We start from the raw sequence: 14,510 nt of genomic DNA on the forward strand, positions 1-14,510 counted from the left end.
GGGAAATATTGCACGACGATTCATTTCGAGCACGGCATGTTGGGGGCACAGGCCGCCGCGGTGGTGGCCGCGTCGCAGGAGAGTCCGATGACATCCAACACTCTGACCCGCTGGATGTGGCCGGCCGCGTTGGCTACCGGCCTGGCCACGACCTTCGCAGTGCCGACGCCGGCCCGCGCCAGCGACGACCTCGTGCAGGTGATCGTGGACATTGCCGACGTCGTGATGCGTGGCGACACCGCCTACGACCGGCGCGGCGGCTATGGCTACGATGATCGCCTGCGCGTGTCCTACGACCGCCACGGCCGGCCGGTGTACTACCGCACTGCGCCGCGCAGCCATGGCCGCCATCATCCTGGTCCGCCGCGCTATGCCGCCGAGCGCCATCGCCACCACGAGCGTGCGCGCGGCAGGACCGAATGCGACCGCCGCGGCCGCTGCACGACGTACTACTACGATCCGCGCGAGGACCGGGGACGTCGAGGCGGGTGGCGCTGAGGAGGCGATCGGGCGTCCATCCAGGCGAATGTCAATCCAGCGAATCGCCGCCTTCGGGCGGCGATTCGCGTTTCGGGATCGCGTCGGGGTGGTGCGCGACGAGGCGGTGGCGTTGCCGAGACTGCGCTCAGTCGGCGCGGTGCCGGGTGTCGTCGTTGCGCGGTACGTTGCGCAGGCTGTTCTCGGCGTCCTGGCCCACGCGCGTGGCCACATGGTCGAGCGCGATCCAGTAGGCCCCCAGACCCAATGCGATGACGCCGGCCGCGATGCCCCAGCGCAGCATGCGCGGCGCGCGCGTGGTGGTTCGATGCGGCTCCATCTTGCAGGTGTCCTCGCTTGCGGTGTTGGGCTATCGTCGGCCTCTGTGCGTCGCGGCGGCGTCGAAGCCGCGATGTGATCCGACCAGGTTCTGCCCCGAGTAACTGCCCGATGCGTCCGCTATCCGCTGCCGTATGCCTGTCGTGTCTGCTGCTGGCCGCCGTCGTGTCTTCGGCATCGGCCCAGGACGGCGCCCTGCCCACAAACGCTGCAGACGCCAGCGAAGACGCCGTGCCCGATCCCGGGACCGGCGATGCCTGGCTCGACACCTGGCTTGAGGATGTCGATCTGTATGCGGCGCGCTACCGGGACGCGTTCGTCGACGAGGTCGCGCGTTATCAGGTCGCACCGCGGGCGCTGGTCGAACAACTGCTCGACGAGGCGGGCATGCGCGCCGGCGATGTCTATTTCGCCTGTGCCGTGGGCCGGGCGTTGGGTCGGCCTTGCCGCGAGATCGCCGCACACTGGCGACGCGATCGCAGCGGCGGCTGGGTCGGCGTGCTCGAGCGCCTCGGCGCAGCGCAGGGCGGCGAGCCGGTGGTGCGGGTCAAGCGTGGCCTGGTGGCGAGCTATGACCGCTGGGCGCGGCCGATCCAGCTCGATGCGTCCCTGCGACGGGCGTTTCCCGACCGCGAGCCCTGACGACCGCCGGCGCGCGATCTGCGCGCGCCGGCGTCGACTTCAGCCGATGGCCAGCGTCTTGTTCTTGCGCTCGGCCAGGCGCTTTTCCAGGTAATGGATGTTCTGACCACCCGCGTGGAAGCCCTGGTCGCGCATGATCCGCTGCTGCAGCGGGATGTTGGTCTTGATGCCGTCGACCACCATCTCCGACAGCGCCACCCGCATCCGGCAGATCGCCTGCTCGCGGTCGGCGCCGTGCACGATCAGCTTGCCGATCATCGAGTCGTAGTTCGGCGGGACCGCATAGCCTTCGTAGACATGCGTATCGACCCGCACGCCCGGGCCGCCGGGCGCGTGGAAATGCAGAATCGTGCCGGGCGAGGGCAGGAAGCTCTCGGGGTCTTCGGCGTTGATGCGGCATTCGATCGCGTGGCCGGTCAGCACCACGTCCTCCTGGCGGATCGACAGCTTGTGGCCCGAGGCAATCATCAGCTGCTCGCGCACCAGATCGATGCCGGTCACCATCTCGGTCACCGGATGCTCGACCTGGATGCGGGTGTTCATTTCGATGAAGTAGAAGCGGCCGTTCTCGTACAGGAACTCGAACGTGCCCGCGCCGCGATAGCCGATGCGGATGCAGGCGTCCACGCAGACCTTGCCGATCTGCGCGCGCGCCTCGGGCGTGATGCCCGGCGCCGGCGCTTCCTCGACGACTTTCTGGTGCCGGCGCTGCATCGAGCAATCGCGCTCGCCCAGATGGATCGCGCCGCCCTGGCCGTCGGCCAGCACCTGGATCTCCACGTGGCGCGGGTTCTCCAGGAACTTCTCCATGTAGACCATGTCGTTGCCGAACGCGGCCTTGGCTTCCTGCTTGGTCGTGGCGATCGCGTTGACCAGCGCGGCCTCAGTGTGCACCACGCGCATGCCGCGCCCACCGCCGCCGCCGGCCGCCTTGACGATGACCGGATAGCCGATCTCGCGGGCGATCTTGACGTTGGTCGCCGGGTCGTCGCCGAGCGGGCCGCCGGAACCGGGCACGCAGGGCACACCGGCCTCCTTCATCGCGCGGATCGCCTCGACCTTGTCGCCCATCAGGCGGATGGTCTCGGCCTTCGGGCCGATGAACACGAAGCCCGATTGCTCGACGCGTTCGGCGAAGTCGGCGTTCTCACTGAGGAATCCGTAGCCGGGGTGGATCGCCTGGGCGTCGGTGACCTCGGCCGCGGCGATGATCGCTGGCATGTCGAGATAGCTGCGGTTGGACGGCGGCGGGCCGATGCAGACCGACTCATCGGCCATGGCCACGTGCTTGAGGTTGCGGTCGACGGTGGAATGCACCGCGACCGTGCGGATGCCGAGCGTATGGCACGCGCGCAGGATGCGCAGCGCGATCTCGCCCCGGTTAGCGATGACGACTTTTTCAAGCATCGGGGCGGCCTCAGCCGATCACGAACAACGGCTGATCGAACTCGACCGGCTGGCCGCTTTCGCACAGGATCGCGACGACCGTGCCCGAGGTCTCGGCCTCGATCGGGTTGAACATCTTCATCGCCTCGATGATGCCCAGCGTGTCGCCGGCCTTGACCTGCTGGCCGACCGACACGAACGGCGGCTTGTCCGGTGCGGGCGAGGCGTAGAAGGTGCCGACCATCGGCGACTTGGTGACTTGGCCGGGCGGCAGGTCGTCGCCGGCCTTGGGCGTGCCGCCGGTGGCGGCCTCGACCGGGGAGCTCATCGGCATCACCGGCTCGGGCGCGCGCGGGGCGGGGGCCGGGGCCGGGGCCGGGGCATAGGCCACCGGTGCGGCCGCGACCGAGGTGCGCGACAGGCGGACCGATTCCTCGCCTTCCTTGATCTCGATTTCGGTCAGGTTGGACTCCTCGAGCAGGTCGATGAGCTTCTTGATCTTTCTCAGGTCCATGGCGGGCCTCGTGGTTGTCGGCGGAATGGCGGACAGGCTTACAGCGCGCGAAGCTGCTGCAACTGTCCGATGCGAAGACGGGTGTGGTCGCTCAGGCACGTCAGGCGGGCGTCGTTGCGACCGCTGCCGGCGATGGCGAGGGCGAAGATGGCGTCGCAATCCCGGGCGCGGAAGCGCTGCCAGGCATCGTGTGCGTCCGCGAGCGCGGCGGCCGCAGCGTCGCAGGCGCCGCCGCACCCGTCGGGATCGGCCATCGCTGCGATGGCGGCGTCCTGGGCCCGTTCGAGCTCGGCGTCCAGGCGCGTGTACTCGGCGGACATGCACAGCGCGGCGGTGTCGGTCGACAGCGGCGCGACGCAATCGGCCTCGGTCAACGGGTCGGCCGAGGCCGCCAGCGGCCAGGCTGCCGCGATGCCTGCCAGCAACCAGGCGGAGACGGGACCGCGGCGCGTCATGCGACCGGCTCCAGCCTGCGCAGCGCAGCATCGAGCGCGTAGCGGTAGCTGTCGGCACCGAACCCGCAGACCACGCCGATCGCCAGGTCGCTGAAATAACTGGTGTGCCGGAACGGCTCGCGACGGTGAGGATTCGACAGGTGGATCTCGATGAACGGGATCGCGACAGCCGCCAGGGCGTCGCGCAACGCGACCGAGGTGTGGGTGAATGCCGCGGGGTTGAGCAGGATCATCGCCGTGCCGTCGCCCCGGGCCGTCTGGACGCGGTCGACGAGCACATGCTCGGCATTGGACTGCAGGCTCTCGAGCGTGTGACCGGCCGCGGCTGCGCCCTCGCGCAGCATCGCGTCGATGTCGGCGAGCGTCGCATGGCCATAGACCTCCGGCTCGCGTGTGCCGAGCAGGTTGAGGTTGGGGCCATGCAGGACGAGGATCGACGCCATCGGGCACCGGGTGCGGGAGGTGCGCGAAGTCTGCGGGATGTCTCCATAGCTGTCCAGTTCGCAGACGTTCGGCGATTTTAAACGGCCGTTTGATTTTTCCGCTCAGCGCGTCGCCCAGTCCTCGGTCTCTCCGTGCGCGAACGGGCCGATCCGCTGCTTGCGCACCCGGCCCTGCGCATCGATCAGCACGTTATAGGGCAGCACGCCGCGCGGGTTGCCCAGGCGCACACCGGCATCGGCCGGGCCAGGCGCGTCGATCGCAATCGGGTAGGCCACCGGGATGCGCGTCAGGAACGCTTGCACGGCGTCGGCATCGTCGAGCGCGATACCGAGCACTTGCACGCCATCTGCGCCCTGTTCGCGGGCGAAGCGGTCGAGTTCGGGCATTTCCTCGATACAGGGGCCGCACCAACTGGCCCAGAGGTTTACCAGCACCGGGCGCCCGGCATAGGCGTCGGGCAGTTGCAGGCGGCTGCCGTCGAGCAATGCGATCTCGAAGCCGGGGACCGGCTCGCCGCGCCGGGCCATGGTCACGCCGGCGGGCGGCGGCTTCGCGGCGGCGACCAGCGCATCGTTGTACAGACGCTGGCCGGCTTCGGTGCCGAGCAGCGGACCGGGGCCGGACACGAACAGGCTGGCGAGCACGCCCAGTCCGCCGGCCACGATGGCGACCGCGACGATTGCCAGGGTGCCGCCACGCCGCTTCACTGCGGGGCGCCCGCGCGTTCGAGTGCGCCGGTCACGACCGCCTCGCTCAGCAGCGCCGGCAGCACCTCGCCTTCGCCGCCGCCGCGCGGATAGACCACATAGAGTGGTACACCGACGGCGCCGTGCGCCTCGAGGAATGCGCCGATCTGCGGATCGACGTTGGTCCAGTCGCCCACCATGTACGTCGCACCCGCACGCGCAAGGGCCTCGCGGAACGGCGGCTGGGACAGCACGCGGCGCTCGTTGGCCTTGCAGGTCACACACCAGTCGGCGGTCATATTGACGAACACCGGCGTGCCGGCCTCGCGCAGCGCCTGCAGGCGCTGCGCCGAGTACGCGACCTCATCGTCGGTGTCGGCGGCGACTGCGCGGGGCGTGTCGGACTGCGCATCGCGGACCGCATAGGCGGCCGGCAGCAGCGACGCCACCAGCAGCGCCAGCGCCAGTGCGCGCGAGATTCCGCCACCAGTCCAGCGGCGGCGTTCGAACCACCACAGCGCGAGTGCGAACAACACCAGCCCGGCGAGCAGCAGCGTCATCGCGTTCACGCCCGACTGCCGCCCGAACACCCACAGCAGCCACAACGCAGTCAGGTACATCGGGAAGGCCAGTGCCTGCTTGAATGTCTCCATCCACGCGCCAGGCTTGGGCAGGCGGTCGGCGAGCGCCGGCACCAGCCCGATCAGCAGGAACGGCAGTGCCAGGCCCAGACCAAGCATCAGGAACACCGCCAGCGCCAGCGCGGCGGGCGCGGCGAACGCGTAGGCCAGCGCCCCGCCCATGAACGGCGCGATGCAGGGGCTCGCGACCACGCAGGCCAGGACACCAGTGAAGAAGTCGCCACTGGGCCCAGTGCGTGCGACCAGCGCCTGGCCGAGGTTGCCGACCCGGCCGCCGAGCGTGAACACGCCCGACAGGCTCAGCCCGACTGCAAACATCAGATACACCAGCGCGGCCACGAACCACGGCTGCTGCAACTGGAAGCCCCAGCCCAGCGCTTGGCCCGCGGCGCGCAGCGCCAGCACCAGCAGGCCGACCGCGGCGAACGCGACCAGCACGCCGGCCGTGTACCACAGCGCATGCGCCCGGGCCCGCGCACGGCTGCCGCCGCTCTGTGCCAGGCCCAGCACCTTTAACGACAGGATCGGCAGCACGCAGGGCATCAGATTCAGTACCAAGCCCCCGAGCAATGCCAGGGCGAGCGCCGCCACTAGACCGGTGCGCGGCCCGGCGGGTGGCCGGGTGCGCGCGGCGTTATCGGCGGTCGCATCGCTGCCGGCCGCGGTCGCGACGGCGCCATCCGCGGCGGCGTCAGGCGAGCGCAGTGTGGTGGCGTTGGCATCGGCAGGTGCCTGCGGGGCGTCGGCGGCGGGGCGTGCTGTGGCGGCCTCGGGCGCGGTCGCAGCGGTCGTGGTCGTGCCGGCAGGCAGCGCCACCTGCACGCGTCGCGTCATCGGCGGGTAGCAAATGCCATCGGTCTGGCAGCCCTGGAAGGTCGCCACCACCTCGACGTCGGCGGCATCGGGCCGGCTGCGCAGCACCGGCAGCGGCACGTCGACCTGGTCGAAATACACGGTCACCGCGCCGAAATGATCGTCGTGATGCGCCTTGCCGGCGGGCCAGCGCGGCTCGCCGGCGCGGATGCCCGCCGCGCCCTCGACCGTGAAGCGGTTGCGGTCCTGATAGAGGTAATAGCCCGGCGCCGGGGTGAAGCGCATCAGGACGGTGTCGCCGTCCTGCGCGATCGCCTCGAACGCGAACGCGCGCTCGGCAGGCAACGCATCGCCCGTCCCCGACAGCGCCCGCCCCAGCGCCGCAAAACCGGGGTCAGTGTCGCTTTTTGCAGCAGGCGCTGTCGCGTCAGTTCGCGGGAAAACCGACTCTGACCCCGGTTTGGGTTGGGGCAGGGCGATTTGGAGGGTGCGGATCTGCGGGGGGTAGCAGATGCCGGCGTCGGCGCAGCCCTGGTACTTGACCTGCAGTGCGATGCGGCGCGTGTCGGCGCTGGGGTGTCCGTCCAGGGTCGCGACCAGGCGGCCGCGGTAGGTCTCGACTTCGCCGAAGAACTCGTCGACGTGACGGTGGCCGTCGGGCAGGGTCAGCGTGGTGGCCCCGAAGCTGCCGTCGGCCACTTGGGCCGCCGTGCGGTGGCGATACAGGTAGTAACCGTCTGCGATCTTCCAGCGGATCTCGATGCGGTCGTGCGCGACCGCGGTGGCCGAAAGCGCCAGGGCCTCGTCGACCGGCAGCACGTCGTCGAAGTCGACGGCAGCGGCAGGCGACACCGCGCCCAACAACGTGGCCGCGAGCAGGCCATACCAGGGGCGACGGGCCTGGCGGCGGAGGTGCGCAGCCTGGGTCAGGAACGAGGCGGAGAAGAACGTACGCATCGAGGCAGTATCGCAGGCCGCCCCTTGCGCTGCCCAACCCGGGATTTCAGTCCGCCTCGCCGGTCTCGATCGGTGCGGTCTCGTCATCGATCCACCGCAGGTACTCGGCAAGCCCGCCGGCGACCGGCAGCGCGACGAGCTCAGGGGTGTCATAAGGATGCAGCGCCCGCAGCCGTGCGGTCAGCGCTTCGAGGCGGTCGGCTGTGGTCTTGATCACCAGCAGGACCTCCGCATCGCTCTGGACCTCGCCCTGCCAGCGATAGATCGAGGTCACACCCGGGACGAGGCTGACGCAGGCGGCCAGTCTGGCGTCGACGAGCGCACGTGCGATGCGCTGGGCTGTGGCGTCGTCCGGACAGGTGTTCAGGCAAGTAAGAACAGGCATTTAGCCAAGGTATCGGCTCAGCGCCCAATGTGCACGCGGCGTGCACAACTTCGGCGCGACGCTGCGCCGGCCCGTTGGGGATGGTCTATCCCGCCGGTGGGCAGTTCACGCGATCAACGATTAGTGAACTCGCCGGTATACTTAACTTTCCCTCCCCTACGCTGTCCTGGCGGTCCCCATGCGCCTTTGCTCATCTTTTGTCCTCGCTGCCGGTCTGATGCTGGCCGCGCCGTTTGCCGCCCAGGCGGCCTCTCCCATCGATGTCGGCGTCGGTGTCTCGGCCACGCGCGAGAACGAGACCACCGTGGTCGCGACCGCGGCCTGGATGCCGGAGTGGCGGCGCACTGCCCACGGCGTACTGCGCTGGGAGCTGGGTGCGATCTATGTCCGTGCCCGCGACAAGACCCGTTTCGACCTCGACGAGGATGTCGGCGTGGTCCACGGCGGCGCTCGCTACGAACGCGACAACGGGTTCACCGCCGGCTTCGGCGTCGGCGCCCAGATCGGCGAGACCGACGCGCTGTCGGGTAATCCCCAGTTCGTGAGCACCATCGGCTGGCGCTGGCAGCGCTTCTCGCTGTTGGCCCGGCACATCTCCAACGCCAGCATCAAGCAGCCCAACGACGGCGAGACCATGCTCGTCGCCGCCTGGCGCTTCCGCTGAGCCATCGCTAAGAGACGGGCCTGCCCCGGCATGATGCCGGGGCAGTGCCTTTGCGCGACCCCATGATTTTTTTTGCGCCCGCCCCTTGTAAAGCTGGCGCGTGCACCCATCTCCCGTCGCGTCCCGGGTTGCCGGGGTGCGTGCGCCGCGCGTTCTAGCAGTCCCTAGAGGCGAGTGCTAGAATTCGGGCCCGTTTTCTTCACAATCAATCACTTAGAGAGGGTTGGAATGAGCAATCTCAAGCCGCTGTACGACCGCGTCGTGGTCAAGCCCGTCGAGGCCGAAGAGAAGACTGCCGGCGGCATCCTGATCCCGGACAACGCCAAGGAAAAGCCCACCAAGGGTGAAGTCGTCGCCGTCGGCGAGGGCAAGGCCCTGGACAACGGCAGCGTGCGCGCGCCGAAGGTCAAGGTCGGCGACATCGTGATCTACGGTCAGTACTCGGGCAGCGCCTACAAGGCCGAGGGCATCGAATACAAGATCGTGAAGGAAGACGACATCCTCGCGATCGTCGGCTGATCGAAGGCAAGGACTTCAACGATTCGCGGTGGGGAATCGAGGCGGTCAGCGCCCATCCCGTTCCTTGCGAATCATCTGCGTCCTGCGCTTTTCCCAATTCCTAATCCCCTATCCCAATTCCGGAGTTTTCAATGGCTGCTAAGGAAATCCGCTTCGGCGAAGACGCGCGCTCCAAGATGGTGCGCGGCGTCAACGTGCTCGCCAACGCCGTCAAGGCGACCCTCGGCCCGAAGGGCCGCAACGTCGTGCTCGAGAAGAGCTTCGGCGCGCCGACGATCACCAAGGACGGCGTGTCCGTCGCCAAGGAAATCGAACTGGCCGACAAGTTCGAGAACATGGGCGCGCAGATGGTCAAGGAGGTCGCCTCCAAGACCTCCGACAACGCCGGTGACGGCACCACGACCGCGACCGTGCTCGCGCAGGCGTTCATCCGCGAGGGCTCCAAGGCCGTTGCTGCCGGCATGAACCCGATGGACCTCAAGCGCGGTATCGACAAGGCCGTGCAGGCCGCCGTCGCCGAGCTCAAGAAGCTGTCCAAGCCGACGGCCGACGACAAGGCGATCGCCCAGGTCGGCACGATCTCGGCCAACTCCGACGAGTCGATCGGCACGATCATCGCCGACGCGATGAAGAAGGTCGGCAAGGAAGGCGTGATCACGGTCGAGGAAGGCTCGGGCCTGGAGAACGAGCTCGACGTCGTCGAGGGCATGCAGTTCGATCGCGGCTACCTGTCGCCGTACTTCGTCAACAATCAGCAGTCGCAGACCGCCGATCTCGACGATCCGTTCATCCTGCTGCACGACAAGAAGATCTCCAACGTCCGTGACCTGCTGCCCGTCCTCGAGGGCGTGGCCAAGGCCGGCAAGCCGCTGCTGATCGTCGCCGAGGAAGTCGAGGGCGAGGCCCTGGCCACGCTCGTCGTCAACACCATCCGCGGCATCGTCAAGGTCGTGGCCGTCAAGGCCCCGGGCTTTGGCGATCGTCGCAAGGCGATGCTCGAAGACATGGCCGTGCTGACCGGCGGCACCGTGATCTCCGAGGAAGTGGGTCTGTCGCTCGAGAAGGCGACGATCAACGACCTGGGCCGCGCCAAGAAGGTGCAGGTCTCCAAGGAGAACACCACGATCATCGACGGTGCCGGCGACACCGGTTCGATCGAGTCGCGCATCAAGCAGATCAAGGCGCAGATCGAGGAGACCTCCTCGGACTACGACCGCGAGAAGCTGCAGGAGCGCGTGGCCAAGCTGGCCGGCGGCGTGGCGGTGATCAAGGTCGGCGCCTCGACCGAGATCGAAATGAAGGAGAAGAAGGCCCGCGTCGAAGACGCCCTGCACGCCACGCGCGCAGCGGTCGAGGAAGGCGTGGTCCCGGGCGGCGGCGTCGCGCTGATCCGCGCGCTGGCTGCGATCTCCGATCTCAAGGGTGCCAACGAAGACCAGAACCACGGCATCGCGATCGCGCTGCGTGCGATGGAAGCCCCGCTGCGCGAGATCGTGACCAACGCCGGCGAAGAGCCGTCGGTCATCGTCAACAACGTCAAGGGCGGCACCGGTAACTACGGTTACAACGCTGCCAATGGCGAGTACGGCGACATGGTCGAGTTCGGCATCCTGGATCCGACCAAGGTCACCCGCACCGCGCTGCAGAACGCCGCGTCGATCGCCGGTCTGATGATCACGACCGAAGCGATGGTCGCCGAGCTGCCGAAGAAGGACGAGCCGGCGATGCCGCCGGGCGGTGGCATGGGCGGCATGGGCGGTATGGATTTCTGATCCAGCGCTCAGCTTGACCGCGATACCCGAGACCCCCGCGCAAGCGGGGGTCTTGTTTTTTGTGACAGGCGGGCGCCGGGGCGGCCTGTTCTCGGTGCGCGTCGATGGGCACCAGATTGATCGCGCGAGGGGCCTGCCAGGGCATCGACCCATCCTGTGAGATGCGACGCGACCAGCGCAGGCGCCGCGCCTGCGCAATGCGCAGCCGCGTGCTGAACGATCGGGTGGGGCTGTCGAGGCGTGTTCGGCGCCGTCACCGATCATCGGCGATGCTGTCGCCATGACGACCACGCCTGCCTCCTGGTTCCGCACGCACCGGCGAGGGGTGCGCCTGGGCGCGGCTCTGCTCGTGGCCCTGTATCTGCTGTATCTGATCGCCGCCAACGTGCTGCTCAACAGCGCGCTGGGCGAACGCCTGGTCAATCGCAAGCCCGAGCGCTATCACGCGCAATGGTCCTGGGCGATGAGTCTGTACCCCGGGCACATCCACGCGCGCGATGTGGTGATGGGCGGGCATGCCCGTACCAACCTGTGGACCGCCGCCACGCCGCGCGCGGACGGTCGGATCAAGCTGTTGCCGCTGCTGTGGCACGAGGTCGCGTTCGGCACCATCCGGGCGCAGAACGTGTCGGTGCACGTCGCCCGTACGCCGCACGACATGCCGACCACCCAGCGTCCGGGACGCAGGCCCTGGACGCTGCGCTTCGATGCGATCACCACGCCGAGCCTGTTGCGTTTCGACTTCTACGAGGCGCGCGTGACCGGACACGGCGACGCGAAGTTCGTGTTCGAGAAGCAACTGGAGGGCGGTCCGATGGAGGTTGGACGCTCGACGTTGCACATGCCCGATGCGACCCTGCAGGTCGGGGACGTGGAACTGCTGCGCAAGGGCACGCTGGACCTCGAGATCGCGATGCCGGGCCATATCCGCGAGCAGGCGCAAGGCGTGGACAAGCTGGTGCTGGTCGATCTGCGGCTGTGGGTCGACGGCCCGGCGCCGGGTGTCGATCTGGTGGCGCACAACGACGATGCGCTGCCGATCGGGACCGCCGAGACCTCCGGCCAGTTGCGTGCCGACCTGCAGTTGCAACGCGGCGTGTTGATGCCCGGCAGCCGGCTCGACTGGTCGGCGCCGGTGTTCTCGCGCGGCGCTGACGGCACGCCCTTGCGCCACCCGCTGGGTGTAGCGCTACGCACCGCGCCCGACGCGATCGCGCTGGCCGCTCGGGTGCCAGCGCCGGCGTCCGGCACCCCGTGGCTGCGCGCGGACCTGCGCGTCGACGACCGCCGGATCGGACCGGGCGACTGGCTGCGTCCTCTCCGCGCGCTCGGCGGTACCCTCGAAACGCAGTGGCCGGCCGTGCCGCTGCGCTGGGTCGACGTGCTGCTCGACGATGTCGACTGGTTGTCCTTCGACGGCCGGGCTGACGTCGATGCCGCGCTCGCCCTGCAGCAGGGCCGCTTGCAGCCCGGGAGCCGCATCGACGTGCGCGACGCACGCGTGCGCGCCCGTGTGCTCGACAACCGGCTCGAAGGCGCCGCGCATGCCGCGATGCGCATGCAAGGGGCGGAGGACGACGCGCCGCGAACCACCATCGCGATCGAGATGGATCGCTTCACCTTGGCGCCCGAGGCCTCGCCCGAACGCATCGATCTGCGCGGGCGCGACCTGCGCCTGGAGCTTGCGTCCAGCGGTCCGCTGGCCGAATTCCACGAGCACCTGGATGCGCGGCTGCGGTTCGACGATGCCCAGGTGCCGGATCTGCGTAGCTTCAACCGCTATCTGCCCGGTGACAGCGCACGCCTGCTGGGCGGCAGCGGACAGGCGAGTGGCGATCTGCGCCTGGACAACGCCGGCGAGATGGCCAGCGGGCGCCTGCAGGTGCGCGGCAGCGGCGTCCGGGTCGCGCTCGGGCCTTCGCGGCTGACCGGCGATGTCGCGCTCGACAGCCGCCTGACGCGGGCGCAAAAGGTCGGGCGCTATTACACGATCGACTCGGTGGCCGCGCGCCTGGATGGCGTGCGGCTGGAGGGCGAGGCGGACCAGGCGGCCGCACCGTGGTGGGCGCGTCTGGCGCTCGAGCAGGGCACGCTGCAGTGGAAGGAGCCCTTCGAGGTGGCGGGCCACGGCCAGGTCGACATGCGCGACATCAGCGTGCTGCTGGGCCTGTTCGCCGAGCGGCGGGTGCTGCCGCGCTGGATCGGCAACCTGGTCGATGCCGGTCAGGTGCATGCGACGGGCGACTTGCGCATGCGTAACAAGGAGTTGGTGTTCGACCGCATCGAGGCGAGCAACGACCGGGTCGATCTGAAGGCCAAGCTGCGGATCGACGACGGCCGTCCGGCCGGCGATCTGTACGCGCGCTGGGGCGTGTTGGGCCTGGGCGTGGAACTGCAGGGCGGCGAACGCACGCTGCATATCGCCGGTGCCCGCGACTGGTACGAGGGGCGACCGCCGCTGCTGCCCAGGTCCGCCCGGTAAGGCGATGGTCGCAGATGCAACCGTCGCATCGACTGGAACGACGTGCTATCAATGCCCCCATGAACCGCGTCGCCGCCTTCTATCGTTGGTATTGGTTTCCCACGCCCCTGGCGGTGGAAGGCCTGCGCGTACCCTGACGATCTCGGTTCACACGCATCCCTGAAAGCCGCCAGCGACCCTGGCGGCTTTTTTCATGCCCGCTCTTTACGCTTCCTTCCAGGACCTTCCGCATGCCCCCGATACCGACGATCTGCGTATCCGCGACCTGCAGCCGCTGACGCCCCCGATGCAGCTGTTGGCCGAGCTGCCCTGCGAGGAGGCGATGTCGTCGACCGTCGCCGATGCCCGCGCGGCCTGCCACGCCATCCTCCACGGCCACGACGACCGGCTGATCGTCGTCGTGGGGCCGTGCTCGATCCACGACCCGGTCGCGGCGATGGACTACGCACACCGTCTGCGCGCGTTGCGCGACACGCACGGCGATGCGCTGGAACTGGTCATGCGCGTGTACTTCGAGAAGCCGCGCACGACGATCGGCTGGAAGGGGCTGATCAACGACCCCGATCTGGACGGCAGTTTTCGCATCGACCGCGGGCTGCGGCTCGCGCGCAGCCTGCTGCGCGACGTCAACGCACTCGGGCTGCCGGCCGGCGTGGAGTTCCTCGACATCATCAGCCCGCAGTACCTGGCCGACCTCGTCGCCTGGGGCGCGATCGGCGCGCGGACCACCGAAAGCCAGGTGCATCGCGAGATGGCGTCGGGGCTGTCGTGCCCGGTCGGCTTCAAGAACGGCACCGGCGGCGATGTCCGCATCGCGGTCGATGCCGTCGGCGCGGCCTCGCACCCGCATCATTTCCTCGCCGTGGGCAAGGACGGCCGCTGCGCGATCGCCGCCACCGCCGGCAACCCGGATTGCCATGTGATCCTGCGCGGCGGCGCGCGGCCCAACTTTGATGCGGCCAGCGTCGAAGCCGCGGCCCAGGTCCTCGCCGGCAATGGCCTGCGCCCGGCGCTGATGGTCGACGCCAGCCATGCCAACAGCGGCAAGAATCCCGACAACCAGCCCACAGTGATCGCTGACATCGCCGACCGCATCGCCGCCGGCGAACGGCGTGTCGTGGGGACGATGATCGAAAGTCACCTGGTCGCCGGCAAGCAGGCGCTCACCCCGGGTCGGGCACTGACCTACGGCCAGAGCATCACCGATGGCTGCATCGACTGGGCAACGACGGTCGACGTGCTCGATCGGCTGGCCGACGCGGTCCGGACCCGCCGGAGCCGGGCCGACGCGCAGGCGGCGTGAGCGTCGACGGGGGGGCGGCGGTGGGCGCCTG

Annotated in this window: 15 protein-coding genes; 7 read left to right on the forward strand and 8 right to left on the reverse strand. The window is 69.0% G+C overall.

Annotated elements, in window-relative coordinates; translation table 11 throughout:
* Nucleotides 1-36: 36 nt before the first annotated feature.
* Entirely contained in the window at nucleotides 37-498 is a 462-nt protein-coding gene (locus tag BEN78_09145; GenBank protein ID ASR43511.1) for a hypothetical protein, read from the forward strand.
* 127 nt (nucleotides 499-625) lie between these two features.
* Here the strand turns inward: BEN78_09145 and BEN78_09150 are convergent, their stop codons facing one another.
* Complete coding sequence (locus tag BEN78_09150; protein ASR43512.1) at nucleotides 626-817, reverse strand: hypothetical protein; 192 nt, start codon at nucleotides 815-817, stop codon at nucleotides 626-628.
* 110 nt (nucleotides 818-927) lie between these two features.
* On the opposite strand from BEN78_09150, the gene BEN78_09155 reads away from it, so the two are divergent.
* Nucleotides 928-1,458, forward strand: a complete 531-nt coding sequence (locus tag BEN78_09155) for a hypothetical protein (GenBank protein ASR43513.1) — start codon at nucleotides 928-930, stop codon at nucleotides 1,456-1,458.
* A 39-nt stretch (nucleotides 1,459-1,497) separates the two neighbouring features.
* Here BEN78_09155 and BEN78_09160 read toward each other — a convergent pair whose 3' ends face one another.
* From BEN78_09160 to BEN78_09190, 7 genes are all read right to left on the reverse strand, one after another.
* Nucleotides 1,498-2,865 carry an acetyl-CoA carboxylase biotin carboxylase subunit gene (locus BEN78_09160; GenBank protein ASR43514.1) on the reverse strand — a complete coding sequence of 456 codons (1,368 nt, stop codon included), beginning with the start codon at nucleotides 2,863-2,865 and terminating at the stop codon, nucleotides 1,498-1,500.
* 10 nt (nucleotides 2,866-2,875) lie between these two features.
* Nucleotides 2,876-3,358, reverse strand: a complete 483-nt coding sequence (locus tag BEN78_09165) for an acetyl-CoA carboxylase, biotin carboxyl carrier protein (protein ASR43515.1) — start codon at nucleotides 3,356-3,358, stop codon at nucleotides 2,876-2,878.
* A gap of 38 nt (nucleotides 3,359-3,396) precedes the next feature.
* Nucleotides 3,397-3,813: a hypothetical protein gene (locus BEN78_09170; protein ASR43516.1), complete on the reverse strand. Its 417-nt coding sequence runs from the start codon at nucleotides 3,811-3,813 to the stop codon at nucleotides 3,397-3,399.
* Nucleotides 3,810-4,256 carry a type II 3-dehydroquinate dehydratase gene (locus BEN78_09175; protein ID ASR43517.1) on the reverse strand — a complete coding sequence of 149 codons (447 nt, stop codon included), beginning with the start codon at nucleotides 4,254-4,256 and terminating at the stop codon, nucleotides 3,810-3,812. The genes BEN78_09170 and BEN78_09175 overlap by 4 nt, the downstream gene beginning before the upstream one ends.
* A 102-nt stretch (nucleotides 4,257-4,358) precedes the next feature.
* Nucleotides 4,359-4,943, reverse strand: coding sequence for a hypothetical protein (locus BEN78_09180; GenBank protein ASR45045.1), 585 nt, complete (start codon nucleotides 4,941-4,943; stop codon nucleotides 4,359-4,361).
* A gap of 17 nt (nucleotides 4,944-4,960) precedes the next feature.
* The gene (locus tag BEN78_09185) at nucleotides 4,961-7,276 is read right to left on the reverse strand and encodes a cytochrome C biogenesis protein (protein ID ASR45046.1); all 2,316 of its coding nucleotides are present in this window, start codon (nucleotides 7,274-7,276) and stop codon (nucleotides 4,961-4,963) included.
* Between the two features lie 124 nt (nucleotides 7,277-7,400).
* Nucleotides 7,401-7,739: a hypothetical protein gene (locus tag BEN78_09190; protein ID ASR43518.1), complete on the reverse strand. Its 339-nt coding sequence runs from the start codon at nucleotides 7,737-7,739 to the stop codon at nucleotides 7,401-7,403.
* A gap of 217 nt (nucleotides 7,740-7,956) precedes the next feature.
* Here BEN78_09190 and BEN78_09195 point away from each other — a divergent pair, with 217 nt between their 5' ends.
* The 5 genes from BEN78_09195 to BEN78_09215 all read left to right on the forward strand — a co-directional run bounded on the left by BEN78_09195 (nucleotide 7,957) and on the right by BEN78_09215 (nucleotide 14,479).
* Nucleotides 7,957-8,403 (forward strand): hypothetical protein, encoded by a 447-nt coding sequence (locus BEN78_09195; protein ASR43519.1) that lies wholly within the window; start codon nucleotides 7,957-7,959, stop codon nucleotides 8,401-8,403.
* A gap of 228 nt (nucleotides 8,404-8,631) precedes the next feature.
* The gene (locus tag BEN78_09200; protein ASR43520.1) at nucleotides 8,632-8,922 is read left to right on the forward strand and encodes a co-chaperone GroES; all 291 of its coding nucleotides are present in this window, start codon (nucleotides 8,632-8,634) and stop codon (nucleotides 8,920-8,922) included.
* A 131-nt stretch (nucleotides 8,923-9,053) separates the two neighbouring features.
* A complete protein-coding gene (locus BEN78_09205; protein ID ASR43521.1) occupies nucleotides 9,054-10,694 on the forward strand; it encodes a chaperonin GroL in 1,641 nt (546 codons plus the stop codon).
* A 280-nt stretch (nucleotides 10,695-10,974) separates the two neighbouring features.
* Complete coding sequence (locus BEN78_09210; GenBank protein ASR43522.1) at nucleotides 10,975-13,176, forward strand: hypothetical protein; 2,202 nt, start codon at nucleotides 10,975-10,977, stop codon at nucleotides 13,174-13,176.
* A 193-nt stretch (nucleotides 13,177-13,369) separates the two neighbouring features.
* Nucleotides 13,370-14,479, forward strand: a complete 1,110-nt coding sequence (locus BEN78_09215) for a 3-deoxy-7-phosphoheptulonate synthase (GenBank protein ID ASR43523.1) — start codon at nucleotides 13,370-13,372, stop codon at nucleotides 14,477-14,479.
* The last annotated feature ends 31 nt before the right edge of the window (nucleotides 14,480-14,510 follow it).

Source organism: Xanthomonas citri pv. mangiferaeindicae, assembly GCA_002240395.1.
GTDB lineage: Bacteria > Pseudomonadota > Gammaproteobacteria > Xanthomonadales > Xanthomonadaceae > Luteimonas > Luteimonas citri_A.